The 16349-nt window shown below is 60.3% G+C and carries 18 protein-coding genes; 5 read left to right on the forward strand and 13 right to left on the reverse strand.

Annotated features, from left to right (window positions below; translation table 11 throughout):
• Positions 1 to 308: 308 nt before the first annotated feature.
• Both QCE88_RS26715 and QCE88_RS26720 read right to left on the reverse strand, forming a co-directional pair.
• Entirely contained in the window at positions 309 to 1331 is a 1023-nt protein-coding gene (locus tag QCE88_RS26715; RefSeq protein WP_309907888.1) for a FecR domain-containing protein, read from the reverse strand.
• Positions 1332 to 1337: 6 nt separating this feature from the next.
• Positions 1338 to 1892 carry a sigma-70 family RNA polymerase sigma factor gene (locus QCE88_RS26720; protein WP_309907889.1) on the reverse strand — a complete coding sequence of 185 codons (555 nt, stop codon included), beginning with the start codon at positions 1890 to 1892 and terminating at the stop codon, positions 1338 to 1340.
• Between the two features lie 306 nt (positions 1893 to 2198).
• Between QCE88_RS26720 and QCE88_RS26725 the strand changes: the two genes are divergently transcribed.
• The gene (locus QCE88_RS26725; protein WP_309907890.1) at positions 2199 to 2639 is read left to right on the forward strand and encodes an antitoxin Xre-like helix-turn-helix domain-containing protein; all 441 of its coding nucleotides are present in this window, start codon (positions 2199 to 2201) and stop codon (positions 2637 to 2639) included.
• The gene (locus QCE88_RS26730; protein WP_309907891.1) at positions 2636 to 3115 is read left to right on the forward strand and encodes an RES domain-containing protein; all 480 of its coding nucleotides are present in this window, start codon (positions 2636 to 2638) and stop codon (positions 3113 to 3115) included. Before QCE88_RS26725 ends, QCE88_RS26730 begins: the two co-directional genes overlap by 4 nt.
• A 397-nt stretch (positions 3116 to 3512) precedes the next feature.
• Here QCE88_RS26730 and QCE88_RS26735 read toward each other — a convergent pair whose 3' ends face one another.
• The 8 genes from QCE88_RS26735 to QCE88_RS26770 all read right to left on the reverse strand — a co-directional run bounded on the left by QCE88_RS26735 (position 3513) and on the right by QCE88_RS26770 (position 11638).
• Positions 3513 to 3707 carry a hypothetical protein gene (locus tag QCE88_RS26735; RefSeq protein ID WP_309907892.1) on the reverse strand — a complete coding sequence of 65 codons (195 nt, stop codon included), beginning with the start codon at positions 3705 to 3707 and terminating at the stop codon, positions 3513 to 3515.
• Positions 3704 to 4282 carry a PepSY-associated TM helix domain-containing protein gene (locus tag QCE88_RS26740; protein ID WP_309907893.1) on the reverse strand — a complete coding sequence of 193 codons (579 nt, stop codon included), beginning with the start codon at positions 4280 to 4282 and terminating at the stop codon, positions 3704 to 3706. Before QCE88_RS26740 ends, QCE88_RS26735 begins: the two co-directional genes overlap by 4 nt.
• A 372-nt stretch (positions 4283 to 4654) precedes the next feature.
• Positions 4655 to 5902 (reverse strand): enolase C-terminal domain-like protein, encoded by a 1248-nt coding sequence (locus tag QCE88_RS26745; RefSeq protein ID WP_309907894.1) that lies wholly within the window; start codon positions 5900 to 5902, stop codon positions 4655 to 4657.
• A gap of 4 nt (positions 5903 to 5906) precedes the next feature.
• Complete coding sequence (locus QCE88_RS26750; RefSeq protein ID WP_309907895.1) at positions 5907 to 7226, reverse strand: MFS transporter; 1320 nt, start codon at positions 7224 to 7226, stop codon at positions 5907 to 5909.
• Positions 7227 to 7239: 13 nt separating this feature from the next.
• On the reverse strand, positions 7240 to 8007 hold the full coding sequence (locus QCE88_RS26755; RefSeq protein WP_309907896.1) for an SDR family oxidoreductase: 768 nt from the start codon (positions 8005 to 8007) through the stop codon (positions 7240 to 7242).
• Between the two features lie 113 nt (positions 8008 to 8120).
• Positions 8121 to 8840: a FadR/GntR family transcriptional regulator gene (locus tag QCE88_RS26760; protein ID WP_309907897.1), complete on the reverse strand. Its 720-nt coding sequence runs from the start codon at positions 8838 to 8840 to the stop codon at positions 8121 to 8123.
• A gap of 507 nt (positions 8841 to 9347) precedes the next feature.
• Positions 9348 to 11150, reverse strand: a complete 1803-nt coding sequence (locus QCE88_RS26765) for an ABC transporter ATP-binding protein (RefSeq protein WP_309907898.1) — start codon at positions 11148 to 11150, stop codon at positions 9348 to 9350.
• A 278-nt stretch (positions 11151 to 11428) separates the two neighbouring features.
• Complete coding sequence (locus tag QCE88_RS26770; protein WP_309907899.1) at positions 11429 to 11638, reverse strand: dodecin; 210 nt, start codon at positions 11636 to 11638, stop codon at positions 11429 to 11431.
• 219 nt (positions 11639 to 11857) lie between these two features.
• Between QCE88_RS26770 and QCE88_RS26775 the strand changes: the two genes are divergently transcribed.
• Complete coding sequence (locus QCE88_RS26775) at positions 11858 to 12751, forward strand: alpha/beta hydrolase (RefSeq protein ID WP_309908782.1); 894 nt, start codon at positions 11858 to 11860, stop codon at positions 12749 to 12751.
• 159 nt (positions 12752 to 12910) lie between these two features.
• Entirely contained in the window at positions 12911 to 13114 is a 204-nt protein-coding gene (locus tag QCE88_RS26780) for a hypothetical protein (RefSeq protein ID WP_309907900.1), read from the forward strand.
• A gap of 32 nt (positions 13115 to 13146) precedes the next feature.
• Here QCE88_RS26780 and QCE88_RS26785 read toward each other — a convergent pair whose 3' ends face one another.
• Positions 13147 to 13425 (reverse strand): HU family DNA-binding protein, encoded by a 279-nt coding sequence (locus QCE88_RS26785; protein ID WP_309907901.1) that lies wholly within the window; start codon positions 13423 to 13425, stop codon positions 13147 to 13149.
• 74 nt (positions 13426 to 13499) lie between these two features.
• Positions 13500 to 13775, reverse strand: a complete 276-nt coding sequence (locus QCE88_RS26790; RefSeq protein WP_309907902.1) for a hypothetical protein — start codon at positions 13773 to 13775, stop codon at positions 13500 to 13502.
• 460 nt (positions 13776 to 14235) lie between these two features.
• Between QCE88_RS26790 and QCE88_RS26795 the strand changes: the two genes are divergently transcribed.
• Positions 14236 to 15114: a GntR family transcriptional regulator gene (locus QCE88_RS26795; RefSeq protein WP_309907903.1), complete on the forward strand. Its 879-nt coding sequence runs from the start codon at positions 14236 to 14238 to the stop codon at positions 15112 to 15114.
• Positions 15115 to 15164: 50 nt separating this feature from the next.
• Here the strand turns inward: QCE88_RS26795 and QCE88_RS26800 are convergent, their stop codons facing one another.
• Positions 15165 to 16244, reverse strand: coding sequence for a porin (locus tag QCE88_RS26800; protein WP_309907904.1), 1080 nt, complete (start codon positions 16242 to 16244; stop codon positions 15165 to 15167).
• Positions 16245 to 16349: the final 105 nt, after the last annotated feature.

Raw genomic sequence — 16349 nt, forward strand, 5'->3', positions numbered from 1 at the left:
TGTGCATGGCGACGGCGAGCGGCGTTCGCACGCGCGAGCGGCACGGGCTGGCGGTAATGAATCGGGAATCTGGACGAACGGACCGTTTTGGCATGGAGGGCTCCTATAGCGTGAAAGGCGAGATCGGCGTTGACCGCCTCGTCCGGGTGCTCGTGGAGCTGCCTGTGATTTCGCCAATACGGCGCGGGCCGGCACGTGCGCACCGGCGATCATTGAGTGGCTGTAGCGACCGGGATCTCTCTCACTCTGTAAAACCATCGAGAGCAGAAAATCCGGAACCGTTTCCGAAAAAAAATGTGCGCGCGCGGTTATCGATGACCGACGATCGTGACCCACCACGGCAGCGTTTCGTGCGCCCGCACGGGTAACACGTTTGAAAGCATGGCGATCGCGCGATCGGTGTCGCGCAGGGGAAAACTGCCGTACACCCGCAAGCCTGCTACTTCGTCGGCTACACCTAGATGGCCCGAGCGATAACGCTGGAGTTGTTCGACGAATTCGCGAAGAGTAATGTCGCGCGCGATCAGCACGCCACGCGTCCAGGCTTCGCGTGCCGGATCCGCGTCCTGGGTCCACAAGACGCGACTGCGGTTGAACTGGATCTGCTGCCCGGCTTGCACCACCGTGCGCTGGCCACCGTCGCGCAGCGTGACCTCGACTGCGCCTGCAAAGACGCTCATCGAGATTGTGTCTTCGCCTTGCAGGACGTTGAAACGCGTGCCCAGCGCGCGCAGACGGCCTTCGGACGTTGCGATGACAAAAGGACGTGCAGGATCGTGAGCGGTCTCGATGAAGATTTCACCGCGCAACAATTTGATCTCGCGGATCGTCTTGTCGAATTGCACATTGAAAGCCGTGGCGGTATTGAGCCACACGTGCGTCCCGTCGGGCAGGTAGATGTCGCGCAGCTCCCCGGTGCGGGTCCGATGGTCAGCGGCCAGAGCCAACAGCGTGTCCGACGACATGCGCCGGCTCAGTCCGGCGACAGCCCCCACCCCAATCAATCCGGCGACGCCCAGCAGCGCACGGCGGCGGCGTTGCAGGCGCTTGTTCGCGGCCACGAGCGCTTCACTAGCCCTTTCCGGGTCCGGCATGTCCTGCAACACGCCGAAAGACCGGCTGATCTGCTCGACATGGCGCCAAGCGGTCCGGTTCTCGCTCGACGCATCGAGCCAGGTTCGCCAGTCCACCTGTTCCTGATGGGTCGCGTCGCCCGTGCGCAGCGTCGCATACCACTCAGCGGCGGCCTGCAAGGTGGCGTGAGAGGGTTGTGTCGTCATGCTGGAATCGGCTCGTCCAGCATCGGCCTCGAATGCGGCTTCGCGGCGCAAGGCAGGCTACACCCCAACATCTTCGCGCAATGCGGCAGCGGTATCGCGCGCATGCAATTGCAGGCAGCCGAGCATGGCCTTCGCAACATATTTCCGGACCATCCGCCCGGACACCTCAAGGCGAGCGCCGACTTCGTCATCGGTCATCTGGAACGCCACGGCCAGCAGGAACGCTTGCGCCGCCTTTTCTGGCAGCGCGTGGAGCATCGCACTGATCTCCGCCAGCGCCTCCAGAACGATAGCCTGGCGTTCGGCCGAGGGATAAGTCGGCTCGGGCCAGGCGGCAAGCGTCTCCATCCAGGCGCGCTCGATTTCCTGGCGGCGCCAGAGATTGATGCACAGGTTTTGTGCTGTGGTTCGCAGATACGCACGCGCCTCGGCGAAATGGTGCACTTCGGGAGCGGTGCTCCGCATCATCAAGCGAACAAACGTGTCGTGCGCGAGATCAGCGGCATCGGCCGCGTGTCCGAGTCGTCGGCGAAGCCAGTCGAACAGCCAGCGATGATGGTCGTGGTAAAGCGTGTGCAGCGTGGGCTGCACCGGATAGTTGGCGGCGCACATCGGATGACCTTTCCAGCCGAGTGACGCGTCTGGAAGATGAGAATGGATATCATTTATAACTCATCCGGCACCGATTGATCAACAAATCGAAGCACTTCGTCGCGGGCAGCTCCTACAGCCTAACAATGGAGAACCAGGGCGTTCCGAATAACCTGTCACATGCGTCCGACGATGCATCTCACATACGTTAAAGCGACAATGGTTGACGAATGCGACCACAAGTTGCGCGGCGCAGGGCGAGATCCCATTCAAAAGGTCGTGCTGCCAATTTGGTGTAGAATAGATGCCAAATGGCAGGAGGCGCCTATGACCGCAATCGACAAGATTTCTGCTGATTCGCTTTTGGGTGGCCGCTCGGTGCTCCCACGTGCACCGCGCTCGGGACTTGATTGGGTCAACATTGTTCGTCACGGGATCTCGTCGCTGGCGCTCGACTCCATTCTGAAATCGATCGGACTCTCGCAGGCAGAGCTGGCGCAGGCACTCGACATTCCAGAGCGTACGTTGGCCCGACGCAAACGCGAAGGCGTGTTCAGCCGCGAGGAGTCGGCGAAATTGCTCAGGCTTGCGCGTGTCACCGCGCGGGCCGCGGAAGTGTTCGAAGATCTCGAATTGGCGATCGGCTGGCTCAAGGCGCCGGCGGCGGCACTCGGCGACGCCACCCCGCTCAGCTTGATCGACACGGACATCGGTGCCGACAGTGTGATGGATACGCTGGGGCGCATCGAGCACGGTGTGTTTGCATGACGGTAACGGCATGGCGAGTCACGACGGAACGGTTCGCCGACAGCAGTTTCTCCGGTGAGGGTGCGCGACTGTACGGCGGGCGGTGGAACCCGAAAGGACTTGCGCTCGTGTACACCGCGCAGACCCAATCGCTCGCTTTGCTGGAAATGCTGGTTCAGGACTCACCCTTGCGAGCCCGCTACATCATGATTCCGGCCCGAATCCCTGAGTCCCTGATCGGGCGCGTCGATAGCGCGAGCCTGCCCAACGACTGGCGCGACCTTGAGGCGCGGAATGAATTGCAGGAGATAGGCGCCGCATGGGCGCGTAACCAGACGAGCGCGGTCCTTGCCGTCCCTAGCTCGGTCGTTCCTGCAGAAACAAATTATCTGCTCAACCCGATCCATCCAGATTTCCCATTGATCGCAATCGGCTCGCGTGATGAATGGGAAACAGATCCAAGACTGCTGCGTCGCGTCGCTCGAAAGGATGCGTGACTCTTATCGTCAACCAGGTTTCGAGGGATCGCTCGCATTGCCGACGACAAATGAGGCCCGTGGCGGCACGTCCGCAAGCCAATCAAGACGCTCGAGGTAACTCGGGACCTTGGCGTTCGGAACGGACAGTTTGCGTTCAAGGCGCGGCGCCTCGACGAAGCCGAGTTTGAGAGGAAAAGGCGTGCCGATTGCGCTGCGGCCATGGAAGCAGACGCATTCGAACGCGATCGCCTATAAAGGAGGGGGTTCGAGGACAAGTGCGGGAATCGTTGGACGATCCGCGACTGAACGTCTCGCATGCCCAGACGCAAAAATGATCTACAGGCGCTGTCGGCGCCTGAGTTGCCAGCGGTGCTGAAGGAGCTCATCGATATCTGCTTGGGGACCTGATATAGCTCTAACGTTGCCAATCGCACGTGGCACGCATTACGTGCCGGGCCGCCACGGCAAGCGGCACGCCAAGCGCGAACCACGCGGCCCATCGGCTCAGTCCCTCTCCGCACAGGGCAGCGGCAAGGCCGATCACGGTCGCGGCCGCCAACAGCATGGGCATGGCCCACACGCGCGGGCGCTTGCCAGCAGGCTCGCTCATGATCGTCTCCTCTGTTGCGCCCACCGGCGCGCGATCCATAGATAGAGCCCGCTCGCTAGCACCACGATGCTCGCGATATCGAGCAGCGCCCATAGCAGCTTGAACGGCCAGACACCATCGTCGCCAAAGTGCAGCGGCCGCGATGCCTCCAGCGCGATCAGATACCACGGCAGCGTGCCCACCGCGCTCACCTTGAGTGCGCGCGCGTCGACCAGCACCGGCGCGAGCAGTCGCGACGTCAGCAGCGTGTCGCCGCGCGCGAAGACCGTGTAGTGATATCGGCTGCTGAAGAACGAACCGGGATACGCGACGAACGAAGGCTCGCGATCCGGCATCGCCCGGCGCGCGACGGCCGTCGCACGCGCGACCGATGTCGGATACCGAACTGGTTCGAGCCCGTGGTACGGCGCCAGCAGCGCGGCGAGTTCGTGCTTCTGCCAGTGGCCGAAAAGCATCGAATCGAGCGTGTTGAGCACGCCCGTCGCGCCCATCACACACGCCCATGCCAGCGTGACGATACCCAGCAGATTGTGCAGATCAAACCAGCGAATCCGCGGCCCGCGTCCCGTGCTCACCGGGCCGAACGAGAGCTTTGGAGCCTGAGACTTCGAAGGTTTGCAACTGGCAGGTTGCCGAAGTTCACAGTTCAATGACTGATCTGCCACCGCGGACACCCTGCGGACTTTCGTAGCCGACCCTCTCCGGCCATTCTCCCTAACGTCGCTTCGGCGGCCGCTTCCAAAGGTACATCGGCCACGCGAGGTTTTTTAGAAATCGTCGATCAGCCGATCGCCATTGCGCACGTCAAGACGACGACTTCGCCGTGCTGCGACGCCCGCATTATTAACTTAAAAAAAGGAACTTTCGAGGGGCCGGTCGAAGCTTGATCAGAGCATGCTGCGTAGTCGTACTCACCCCCATCCGCCGAGTTTTTGGGGGTGAACACGTCAAGGTGTTTGCAGCCCGCCGTCCATCAGACGTGTTTGCGTCCATAGCGTGGTTTCACGTTCGCACGGATACTTCGCCGCTTCGTGCTCGTCCAGTTCGATCCCTAGCCCTGGCCTATCGTTGGCATAGACGAAGCCTTCTCGAAACTCTGGCAGGCCGGGAAATACATCGAGCAACGCCTCCCGCGGTCCTTTGAGCTTCTGAATGACGAAGTTCGGCGGTTCCGTGCCCGACCATTCCTGCACGCCGAAATTGCGCGACGCCAGATCGATATGAATGTTCGCGGCATGCGCGAGCGGCGACATGTCGCCCGGACCGTGCCAGGCGGTGCGCACGCCGAACTGCTCCGCGAAAATCTGCAGCTTGCGCCCAGCTGTGATGCCGCCGATCTGACTCGGATGCACACGAATGAAATCGATCAGACGTTCCGTGATCAGAAAGCGCCACTCGTACGGATTGTTGAAGAGTTCGCCTTGCGCCAGCGGCGTCGTGGTTTTCTCGCGCAACCGGCGCATCCATTCCCCTTCTTCGAGCGAGATCGCGTCTTCGAGAAAGAACAACTCGTAAGGCTCGAGTTCGCGCGCGAATCGAATCGCTTCAATGGGCTTCAGGCGCTCGTGTACGTCGTGACACAACGCGACATCGAAACCGATCTTGCTGCGGATACCTTCGAACAGTTTGAGCGTGTCGCGCATGTACTTGCGGCTATCGAGATAGATGCCGTCGAGTGCGCCCTCAGGCGCACTCGACGGCGCACGGCCAAACGCGCCGCCGCCATAACCACCGCTCTGACAGCGGATATGCGTGATGCCCTGCTCGCGATATCGCTGGATGTTCTCGCACAACTCGTTCAGATCGCGGCCATCGGCATGACGATAGATCGGCACACCCTCGCGCACCTTGCCGCCGAACAACTGATACAGCGGCATGTTCGCCTGCTTGCCTTTGATGTCCCACAACGCCATATCCACGCCGGAAATCGCGTTGTTTTCGATCGGACCATTGCGCCAGTACGCGTTCTGATGCATCAACTGCCAGAGCTCTTCGATCGCATCCGCATCGCGCCCGATAAGCAAAGGCCGCAAGTATTCCTCGATCAGACATTTGACCGCGAGATGCCGGTAAGCGAACGTCGCGCACCCTAGTCCAAACAAGCCAGGCTGATTCGTTTCGACCCTGACGACGAGGAGATTGATGCCTTCCGGCGCGGTCAGAATGACCTTGACGTCGGTGATGAGTGTAGCCATTGCCTTATTCCACGATGACGGAAGACACGGCATCGGACTTCGTGTCCGCGCCTCCCCTGGGAGTCGAGCGCGCGCTGGTCTGTGCCGGAACCAGCATCATGAGGACGACCGACGCGAGCAACGCCGCAGCCATGAACACATACGATGCGGAAGGACTACCCGTCGCGCCATTCAGATAACCGACGAGCCATGCGCCGAGGAACGCGCCGAGCGCGCCGCACGCATTGATCAGGCCGATCGCGCCGCCTAGAACGTTGCTCGGGATCAGCTCGGGCACCAGCGCGAAGAACGGTCCGTAAGGCGCATACATCGTCGCACCCGCGATCACGAGCAACGCGAACGACAGCCAGAAATTCGAGCTTCCGACGAGATACGAACCGACGAACGCAATCGTGCCGATCAACAGCAACGGCCAGACGAAGAGCTTGCGATTGCGCGTCTTGTCCGACAGATACGACGCGCTCAGCATGAGTACGATGGCCGCGAGGTACGGCACGGCGGAGAGCCAGCCGACCGACACGATATCGATGGTCTTCGATGCCGACTTCAGAATCGACGGCAGCCACATGATGAAGCCGTACACGCCGATGCTCCACAACGCGTGAATGGCGCAGCACTTGAGCACGATGGACGAACGAAACGCCGCCTTGTAGTCGCGCACCGGCGCGATATGCGCCTGCTCGGCCTTGAGGATCGCATCGAAATCGGCCTTCTCCTTGTCGCTCATCCACGGCGCGTCGGCCGGACGATCTTTCACCGTGAACCACCACACGATCGCCCACAGGATCGCGGGCACGCCCTCGATCACGAACATCTCGCGCCAGCCGAAATTGCGCACAAGGTAGCCGGAGACGATCGACATCCACAGCACCGTCACCGGATTGCCAAGAATCAGGAACGTGTTCGCGCGCGAACGTTCCGTGCGCGTGAACCATCGGCTGATGTACATGAGCATCGACGGCATCACCGCGGCCTCGACGATGCCGAGCACGAAGCGCAGCGCCATCAGCGTCGGAATGTTGCTGACCATGCCGGTCGCGGCGGCGCACAGGCCCCACAGAATCAGGCTCGCGAAGATGAGTTTCTTGACGCTGTTCTTCTGCGCGTAAATCGCGCCGGGCACTTGAAACAGGCAGTAACCGAGGAAGAACAGTGCACCGATCAGCGACGACGTCGCTGACGTGATGCCGAGATCCCTGTCGATGCCCGCCGCGGCCGCGAAGCCGTAATTCGCGCGATCCAGATAAGCGAGGCTATAGGTGATGAAGATGATCGGCATGAGATGCCACCATCTTTGCGGCGCTACGGTCTTGATGTTGTCCATGATGTCTCCGGTGTCAAAGTACGGCGAGCCAGCCGCCATCGACGTATATGATTTGTCCGTTCACATAGCTTGATGCGGGCGACGCGAGGTACACCGCCGTGCCGACGAGTTCTTCGGGCTTGCCCCATCGTTGCGACGGGTTGCTGCTTTTCACCCAGGCATCGAAGCTCGCGTTGTCGACGAGCGCCTGATTCATGTCGGTGAGGATGTAGCCGGGGCCGATCGCGTTCGCCTGAATGTCGAACGGCGCCCATTCGGCGCTCATCGCGCGCGTGAGCATCTTGATGCCGCCCTTGGCAGCCGTGTACGGCGCGACGGTCGCGCGCGCGCCCTCGCTCGTCAGCGAACCGATGTTGATGATCTTGCCGCCGCGACGCCGCTCGATCATGCGCCGCGCCGCCTCCTTCGCGACAATGAATGCGCTCGTCAGGTTGGTATCGATCACGCGTTGCCAGTCGGCGAGCGCCAGTTCGATCATCGGCTTGCGGAACTGGATTCCCGCGTTGTTGACGACGATGTCCACTTCGACGCCCTCCGCGTCCCATGCGGTGAATGCGGCCGCGACGGACGCCTCGTTGGTCACATCGAAGGCGCGGCCGCGTGCGTCGAAGCCTTGCGCTCGGAGGCGGCTCGCCGCGATGTCGACGGTATCGGCTTTCGTGCCGTTGACGATGACGCGCGCACCCGCCGTTGCGAGTCCTTCCACGAGGGCGTAGCCGATGCCGCGCACCGAACCGGTGACAAGCGCCGTGCGGCCGCTCAAATCAAACAACTTGTTCATGCGTGTTTCCTTGGTCGAATGCATTCGAATCGAGGACGCGAGCGCGTCCGCGCAGCCTCTGTTTCAGGCTGCGGCTTCTCATTGCGTGGCTGTGATGCGTCGTTGAACCTGTATTACAGCGGCTTGTCGTTCGTGGTGTGCTGAAGCGCCGCGCGATCGTCGAAGTCCTTTTCCGCGCGTTCGATCAACGTGAGCACGGCCTGCTCCGCCGCGTGCGCGTCGCCGTTTTCAATGGCGACGCACAACGCTCCGTGCATCGGCAACGAGCGCGCCGGGCCGCCCTCGATCTCCGAACTCAATTCGAAGCTTGTGCGCAAGATCGCGGAAAGTGCGTTTTGCATCTGTTGAACAAACTGGTTGTGGCACGCTGTGAGGATCGCGCCGTGAAACGCGAGATCGGCAGGCACGTATTCGCCCTGCCCCGCGACCGCGCGCTCCATCGCCTTGAACGCGCGACGCACCGCGCGGCGGTCTTCGGGCGTCGCGCGCTTTGCCGCAAGCTTCGCTGCATTCGGCTCGATGATCGTGCGCAATTCCATCAGGTCGCGAATGAGATCGCCATCGACGGCGCCGGCACGCGCGCGCCACGTGATCACGTCGGGATCGAACAATTGCCAGTGAGCGCGCGGCAGCACGATCGTGCCGTGGCGGCGTCGCACCTGAAGCATGCCCTTCGCGGACAGCGACTTCACCGTTTCGCGGATCGTGATGCGACTCACCTGCATCAGCTGGGCGAGTTCATCTTCGGCGGGCAGGATGTCGCCCGGCGCAAATTTGCCCGAGCAAATTTGTTCGCCAATCTGGTTTAGCACTTGGCGGTGCAAAGTTGGCATGCTCGGCAATTCCCTCTAGGTCATACGTATGATTTGGAAAGTATCAGAGCGTGTCGCATCGGAACAATCAGGGTTGACCCGATGGGATTAGACGCGGACGCGATGAGGATTCGACGCGTCGGTTGACGAACGTTGTTGGGTAACGTCGCCTGCTTGGAAGCGTGACGCTAATAACGTCTTATTAACTATGTAATGAAACTGTCAGAATTTAACGGCCCACATAAAGCATGATTTATTACTGGTAAATTCAATCTTTGCGACAATTGAAGAATATAAATAATGCAGACTTTCTTGGGACGTCTTGAACTGGATACCAACTTAAACCGGCTCAAAACGTTCGATCGGAACCTTAGGCGAGGACGCGTCATTGGGTTTGCAACTCCTTGATAGCCACAATGGGAAACGCCGATAGTCGTTGGCCTCACCCTCTTCATGTCGTCCGCCGGCTCAAACGACATGCATTCTGACGCGCCGACGCATGAAATTTTCGAATCGCGACGGACTAGCTTACTGATAACCCCTAGCCTGCAAGTCGAACAAGTGCGCGTAGCGGCCGTTCCGGGCAAGCAGTTGCGCGTGGCTTCCACGTTCGAGTATCCGCCCTTCGTCCAACACCACGATCTGGTCGGCGCCTCGCACGCTTGAAAAGCGATGCGAAATCAGAATGGACATCCGCTGTCCGGACTGTGCCTGAAATTGCGCGAACACTCCGGCTTCGGCTTCAGGATCGAGTGCGGCGGTCGGCTCGTCGAGGATCAGGATATCGGCGCTCTCGCGCATGTATGCTCTCGAAAGCGCAATCTTCTGCCACTGCCCGCCCGACAATTCCCGGCCGCCCGCGAACCATCGTCCAAGCTGGGTCTCATAGCCATTCTCCATCTGCTCGATGAACGCGGCGGCCATCCCCTTGCGAGCCGCCTCACTCCAGCGCGTCTTGTCGGAGAACGCTTCGATATCACCGACGCCTAGATTCTCCCCCGCCTTGAACTGATAGCGAATGAAGTCCTGGAAGATGACGCCGATCCGTCGGCGCAGCGCATATTCGTCCCACTCCCGAAGGTCTGTCCCATCTAGCAGGATGCGGCCGGAAGACGGGGTATAAAGTCGGGTCAGAAGTTTGATGAGCGTCGTCTTGCCAGAACCGTTCTCACCCACGAGGGCGAGAGTCTGCCCATGCTTCAATTCGAAGCTGATGTCCGTGAGCGCAGGGCGCTCGACCCCAGGGTAGGCAAACGAAACCCGGTCGAACTTGAGTCCCGCGCCCGGATGAATCCCTCGTGTTAGATGCCCGATGCCAATGGTTTCCGGGTGCGCAAGAAACTCGAACAAGTCGCTCAGATACAGCCCGTCTTCGTAGAGCCCTCCAATTGACGACAAACTGCTGCTCACCGCACTCTGTCCTTGTCTGAACAGAACCAGATACATCGTCATTTGCCCCAGCGAGATCGTTCCGTTGACGGTCTCGAGGACGATCCATGCATAGGCCGCATAGAATGCGATTGTCCCCAGCACGCCGAGGAGGAAGCCCCAACCGTCGCGCCGCAGTGTCAGCGCGCGGTCTTCTGCGTAGAGCTTTTCGAAGGTGTCCCGATAGCGTTGCAGAAGAAGCGGCGCGAAGCCGAAGAGCTTGACTTCCTTGATGTTGGCTTCGTGCGAGAGCAAGGACTCGATATAGTTTTGTTGCCTGCTCTCGGGCGTCCGCCGCCCAAACAAGCGGAAAGCGCTTCCCGAAAAACGGGCTTCGGAGATGAAACTCGGAATGGCCCCCACCACCAATATCACGAGCGCCCACGGTGAAAACCTCACGAGCAATACTGCAAAGCTCGTCACCGCGATGACATTCTGAACCAGTCCGAGTGACTTCATTACGAGCGACAAGGGACGTGATGACGCATCGCGTCGTACCCGTACAAGACGATCGTAGAACTCTGGGTCTTCGAACTGAACCAGGCTCAGCTTCTGAGCCTTCTCCAGAATGAGGAGATTGACTTTCTGCCCGAGCCGCGCGCGAAGAAGATTTTGCAGCAACGACAGAGCCCGCTGACTCGCCGCGAGGGCGACGAGAAGCAATGCCTCGAGCAGCAGATAGCGCGCGACAGGCCAATGCAGGCCATGTACTGAACCACGCGTCGCCGCGACGACGGCGTCCACGATCCGCTGCCCAATGACCGCCGCCACGGCAGGCAGCACGCCGGCGATGAGGGTCGCGATGAGCAGCCCAACGAGAAATGCGGGCGACGTGGCCCAGACGAGCAGGAGCGCTCGCCCGGCCCGCTTGAAAAACTCGCCAGTCTGCAGGAGAAGTTCCATGATGTCAGTCAGGCACAGCGACGGAGTGCGTCCGGATGCCGCCTGCACCTCTTGCTCAAGGAGCTAGCGATGATGCCGGTAATGCGGATGGTGCCGATGATGCGGGTGCCATTTATGATGATGGTGATGAGGGCGAGCCATGGCCACTGCGGGAGCCGCGCAGACGGCAACCAGCAAGGCTGCAAGGCAGGTTTTCGAGGCGTTCGTCATTCGGCTGTACGGGTCGAGAAAGATGTTGCGCGCGATGCTTCGGCGGGGGCTTTACGTAGTTGCCGGGATCAGTCGTCGACCCGGAAGCCGAGCTTCAAGGTTACCTGCCAATGAAGAATCTTGCCGCCCTCGGTGTGTCCCCGGGTTTCCGTTACCTGGAACCATTCGATGTTCCTCACTGTGCCCGACGCCTTTTCGAGCGCAACCGCGACAGCGTTATCTGATGAAATGGGCGATGATCCCGTGACTTCAAGCAGTTCATAGACGTGTTCCGACATGGAGCCTCCAAGGGGATGTAGGGATCCGTCAACTTGATCGGGCGGCGCCGGGTGCCGCAGCAAAAGGTGTACCTCGCCAGTCTTTTGGATGGGTTCTGCGTGTTGACGGTGAATGGCCTGCACGTCTGCGCAACCGCGCCATTCGCGAGAGTTTTACTGGGAGGACGCGCCAATCTTCCCGTTTGATGATCCCTTATGGAGTCAGTACTCTTCTCCACCATGCTCAAACACATCACCACCGACCTGCTGAATATCGCCTACGACGAACAGGGTGAGCCTGACGGCTGGCCAGTCATCCTGCTGCACGGATTTCCATACGATGTCCACGCGTACGAGCACGTGGCGCCTCGCCTGGCAGCACAGGGCGCTCGCGTCCTCATCCCATTTCTGCGGGGATACGGGCCCACGCGTTTCCGGTCCTCTGCCACGCTGCGTTCGGGCCAGCAGGCGGCGCTCGGCGCGGATCTGCTAGCGCTGCTCGATGTACTCGGGATCGAGCAGGCGATCATCGGTGGTTATGACTGGGGCGGCCGGGCGGCATGCATCGTGGCGGCGCTCTGGCCGGCGAGGACGCGCGGGCTCGTGTCCGTCAACGGCTACAACATCCAGAACATCGCGGCTGCTTCGCGGCCGGCCGATCCCGAGAAGGAACATCGGCTGTGGTATCAGTACTACGTTCATGGAGAGCGCGGCAGGACCGGGCTCGAAGACAACCGGCGCGCATTCTGCCGACTGCTGTGGACACAGTGGTCGCCAATCTGGTGTTTCGACGACGCAACCTTCGCACGCTCGGCTGCCGCTTTCGACAATCCCGATTTCGTCGATGTCGTCGTGCATTCGTATCGGCATCGTTTCGGGCTGGTAGACGGCGATCCCCGCTACGACGATATCGAGCGCCGCCTGTCCGTCCTGCCGCCCATCGCCGTGCCCACCATTACGCTCGAAGGCGAGACGGACGGCGTCTCGCCGCCCGGCGGCCGGTTGACGAACGCGACGCGCTTCACCGGCCGCCATGAGAACCGAGTCGTCGCCAATGCTGGTCACAATCTTCCGCAGGAAGCACCCGACGCTTTCGCCGAGGCGATCCTCGACATTCACGCCTGGACCGCCTGAGCGACCGCATTCGGCAATGACACTATTTGAACCGCCGGCCGAGAACGAACGGCTATGCGACGCACGTTGATGCCTTTAACTGTTGTTCAGAGATCACGCCTACGCGGGTAGCAAACGGGCCTTGGCATAATGGGGACGACGCAACAGCATTGATTGACTATGCCCTCTTCGACCGAACGTCGCTCCATCAAGCGAAAGCCGCCGCGCGGCACCATCGCGTGCTACCGTGATCGCATCGTCGAAGTGTTGGGTGAAGCGCGCGGACAGCGCGTCGTGATCAGGTCCATCCACGCGGACGGTTCCGAACGCCTCACTGCGGTCAAGCTGATCAACCTTCTACCTTTAGAAACCCAGCTTTTTTGACAGAGCTGGTCGGCGAAAGGCATGTGCTTGCTCTATGACTGGTTGACTGCGTCCTTGAAGGCCTTGCCTGCCGTGAACTTGACTGTCTTGGCCGCGGCAATTTCAATCGTCGCACCTGTCTGCGGATTTCGACCGGTCCGCGCGGCGCGTTCCCCGGTCCCGAACGATCCAAAACCGATCAGTTGAACGGCATCTCCTGCGGCCACCGTTTTCGAAATCGTCTCGAAGACAGCATTGATCGCCTCTTCAGTTGCGATCTTGCTCGTACCCGACTCCGACGCAACCGCGTCGATCAGTTCCAGTTTGTTCATTGAAATCTCTTCCCCTCTATTGAAAACGAACGCGATCTTGCCGAACCGCTACGAATAACAGACGACGGCCGCTGCTACAAGATCGCTTCGGTCGCATCCACGTCGAACAGGTCCGAGGTCGTGCTGTGTGCAACGAGCAGCTCAGGCAAGTCACCCTTGCGAACCTTGGCCAGCGTGTCTGGCGAGAGCCAGGTCTCTTCCATCGCTTCGATGCCTTCTTCGATCATCCGCTGCAAAAAGAACGACTGCTTGCGCCCAGTGGCCTCTGCCAGAACACGCAACCGCTGCTCAATGACTGGGTCGATGCGCACCGCCACGACCCTTAACTTGTTCTCTGCCGATCTTCTCATCTGTTTTGTTCCTTTAACCGTCGGCGCGACTGGAACGCCAGCCGGCCGTGGACTGCGCCACTCGCCGGCGCCACCTGGTCATTATCTACGCACGAGCTTTCGCTCTCGTCGTTTTGCCAACGACGGCCTTTCGGGCTGCTCGCCTGACTGGCGGACTGGATTCTGTCACCCGGAGCGCCGCGCCGACGGCCGCGTCGCTCCCTGCGGCAACTTCAACTGCGCTTGAAGTGACTGCTAGTGCGGATCTTGAATGCCTGACTCATTTCCATGAACGGCCTGCGGTGTGATACGCAACGTCTGTCACTGCTTGATGCTGAGACTCGAGAGTCGACATCGGCATGGCCTCGCGAGCGCGCAAAAAGCCTTAGGCGCTTCGGAAGCGTATGCCGTAACCCATCCCGCTCGATGCTCATGGATGGTATTACAATGATCTGCTCCTTCAAACAGCGCACTGGCTTCAATGGACCAGCTACATATTCCGCAACTGGCGCGCGAGATCTCTCTGTATATTCGAGCCGCAGCCCTGACACCCGGTACGCGTCTGCCTGAACGAAAGCTTGCTGAGCAGTTCCGCGTAAGTCGTACACCCGTTTCTCGCGCGCTGAGGCTCCTCGCCGACTGGAACGTGGTCGTCCCGTCGACGACCGGAGGCTATCTCGTTGGCGACCAGGCTGCGACGGCACCGTCGCAGACCGCAGCGGAACTGGACTTGTCGGAAGAGGAAAGCCTTTATCTGAAGCTGGCAGAAGAACACTCGGCGAACCAATTAAGCGGCAAGCAAAGCGAGAATGTGCTCATGCGACGCTATGCGGTGGGGCGTGGCGTGCTCACTCGCGTGCTGCTTCGCGCGGCCGTAGAAGGCTGGGCCGAACGCCTTCCGGGACACGGCTGGGCACTGATTCCGCTTCTCACCACTGATCTCACGTACGAGCAAAGCTCGAGATTTCGCATCATCATCGAGCCGGCGGCAATACTCGAGCCGACGTTCGAGCTGGATCGGGCCGCCATCGAGCAATGCCGTGCGCAGCAAGTGGCACTGTTCGAAAAAGGCGCGGCGTCCTTGTCGCCCGTCGAGGTGTTCGAGATCGGCAGCCGATTTCATGAAGCGGTGCTGCGCTGCTCGCGCAACCAATTTCTGATCAACGGACTCACACAGGTCAACCGGCTGCGACGGCTGGCCGAGTATGGCCGCACTCTCGCCAGCGAGAACTGGCGCGAGCGCTGCATGGAACACGTGCGCATTGCCGATATGCTTCTGGACGGCGACCGGCAGGCTGCATCCGATCTGCTCAAACAGCATCTGATCGAGGGGATGCGCGAGAAGACACAAGGCATTTGAACTTTGACGCAGGTCAGACCATCATGGTGCTGCCCTTCGCCGCTAGCGTCTCAGAACAGCGTCTGCACGCCCACCTGGAAAGTGCGCCCGATCGCGTTGGGCACGGCCGCGGCTCCCGTGTAGATTGCCCCTCCCAGCGAGTAGGCTGAACCTTCCTTGTTCCAGACCTGCGCGTAATCGCAATACACCGATGTCCGCTTGGAAAGCGAATGGAACAGGCCGATAGCGGCGATGTATCCGACGCGCGATGTCGGCAGACCGTCCGAGGTATCGACGAGCCGGATGACTTGTGCAAGCAGCCGATTCGTTACGCTGACCTGATACTGCATGCCGAGATTTTCCAGAGTAAAGCGTGTGGTCTTGCCTGGCGTCGCCGAATTCAGGTCTTTGGTGATGGCAGCAATGACCCGCGCCTGCCCGAACTGAACACTTCCCCCCGTCGAGAAGGCCTGGAGCACCCCTGAAGTGCCCGCAGGACGATTCCTCGTATAGCCTGCACTCAGGCCTACCGGCCCCCAGCTGGCGCTGCCGCCGATCCCGACTGTCGAGCCGGTTGAGATCGAGCCGGGCACACCGCCTACACCGTACATTGCGCGCAAGGTCACACCGGCCAAGGTGGGCGATACGTAATTGATCGAGTTATCGGTACGACCGGTAGCCGAATAGACCGTCAGCAAGCCTGCGGTCTTGCCGTTTATCGTGTTGCCAATATTGCTGAGTCCGCCGGCGAGCCCATGAGTGAACGCATCGTTGGCCGTGTTCGCGACATACTCGGGGGAATACTGCCGCCCAACGGTCAATGTTCCCCAGCGGCTCGCCATGCCGACCCACGCCTGACGGCCGAAAAGTGCGCCGTTCTGCAGCGCTGCGCCCGTCGTCGCGCTAAAGCCGTTTTCAACGTCGAACACCGCCTTCAGGCCGCCACCCAAATCTTCTATACCTTTAAAACCAAATTCCGAGCTATTCATGCCGCCGCCTTGCAGCGCGACGAGCGTGCCATGTCCTTGATTGGAAACATCCACGTCGACGTCCACCACGCCATATAAGGTTATCGACGATTGAGCTTGAACGCTTGCGTTAAAGCCAAGCAAGATCGAAGCAGTAACCCACGATTTGATTCGACAAGGCATGACGTCTCCTCCTGATTGTCTATCAGGCTGATTAGTTATTTAGTGAGGATTGGAAGAAGATTTTTCGGCTGCGACGGCGGGTTCTGTCATTCGCCCCGAACATCT

It is taken from the genome of Caballeronia sp. LZ035, from assembly GCF_031451175.1.
Lineage (GTDB): Bacteria > Pseudomonadota > Gammaproteobacteria > Burkholderiales > Burkholderiaceae > Caballeronia.

Excerpts from the sequence above, each read along its gene's own strand:
- QCE88_RS26775 (WP_309908782.1), top strand. The coding sequence starts at position 11,858 with ATGCTCAAACACATCACCACCGACCTGCTGAATATCGCCTACGACGAA.
- QCE88_RS26780 (WP_309907900.1), top strand. The coding sequence starts at position 12,911 with ATGCCCTCTTCGACCGAACGTCGCTCCATCAAGCGAAAGCCGCCGCGC.
- QCE88_RS26770 (WP_309907899.1), bottom strand. The coding sequence starts at position 11,638 with ATGTCGGAACACGTCTATGAACTGCTTGAAGTCACGGGATCATCGCCC.
- QCE88_RS26745 (WP_309907894.1), bottom strand. The coding sequence starts at position 5,902 with ATGGCTACACTCATCACCGACGTCAAGGTCATTCTGACCGCGCCGGAA.
- QCE88_RS26730 (WP_309907891.1), top strand. The coding sequence starts at position 2,636 with ATGACGGTAACGGCATGGCGAGTCACGACGGAACGGTTCGCCGACAGC.
- QCE88_RS26735 (WP_309907892.1), bottom strand. The coding sequence starts at position 3,707 with ATGAGCGAGCCTGCTGGCAAGCGCCCGCGCGTGTGGGCCATGCCCATG.
- QCE88_RS26755 (WP_309907896.1), bottom strand. The coding sequence starts at position 8,007 with ATGAACAAGTTGTTTGATTTGAGCGGCCGCACGGCGCTTGTCACCGGT.
- QCE88_RS26760 (WP_309907897.1), bottom strand. The coding sequence starts at position 8,840 with ATGCCAACTTTGCACCGCCAAGTGCTAAACCAGATTGGCGAACAAATT.
- QCE88_RS26725 (WP_309907890.1), top strand. The coding sequence starts at position 2,199 with ATGACCGCAATCGACAAGATTTCTGCTGATTCGCTTTTGGGTGGCCGC.
- QCE88_RS26765 (WP_309907898.1), bottom strand. The coding sequence starts at position 11,150 with ATGGAACTTCTCCTGCAGACTGGCGAGTTTTTCAAGCGGGCCGGGCGA.
- QCE88_RS26800 (WP_309907904.1), bottom strand. The coding sequence starts at position 16,244 with ATGCCTTGTCGAATCAAATCGTGGGTTACTGCTTCGATCTTGCTTGGC.
- QCE88_RS26785 (WP_309907901.1), bottom strand. The coding sequence starts at position 13,425 with ATGAACAAACTGGAACTGATCGACGCGGTTGCGTCGGAGTCGGGTACG.
- QCE88_RS26790 (WP_309907902.1), bottom strand. The coding sequence starts at position 13,775 with ATGAGAAGATCGGCAGAGAACAAGTTAAGGGTCGTGGCGGTGCGCATC.
- QCE88_RS26795 (WP_309907903.1), top strand. The coding sequence starts at position 14,236 with ATGGACCAGCTACATATTCCGCAACTGGCGCGCGAGATCTCTCTGTAT.
- QCE88_RS26720 (WP_309907889.1), bottom strand. The coding sequence starts at position 1,892 with ATGTGCGCCGCCAACTATCCGGTGCAGCCCACGCTGCACACGCTTTAC.
- QCE88_RS26750 (WP_309907895.1), bottom strand. The coding sequence starts at position 7,226 with ATGGACAACATCAAGACCGTAGCGCCGCAAAGATGGTGGCATCTCATG.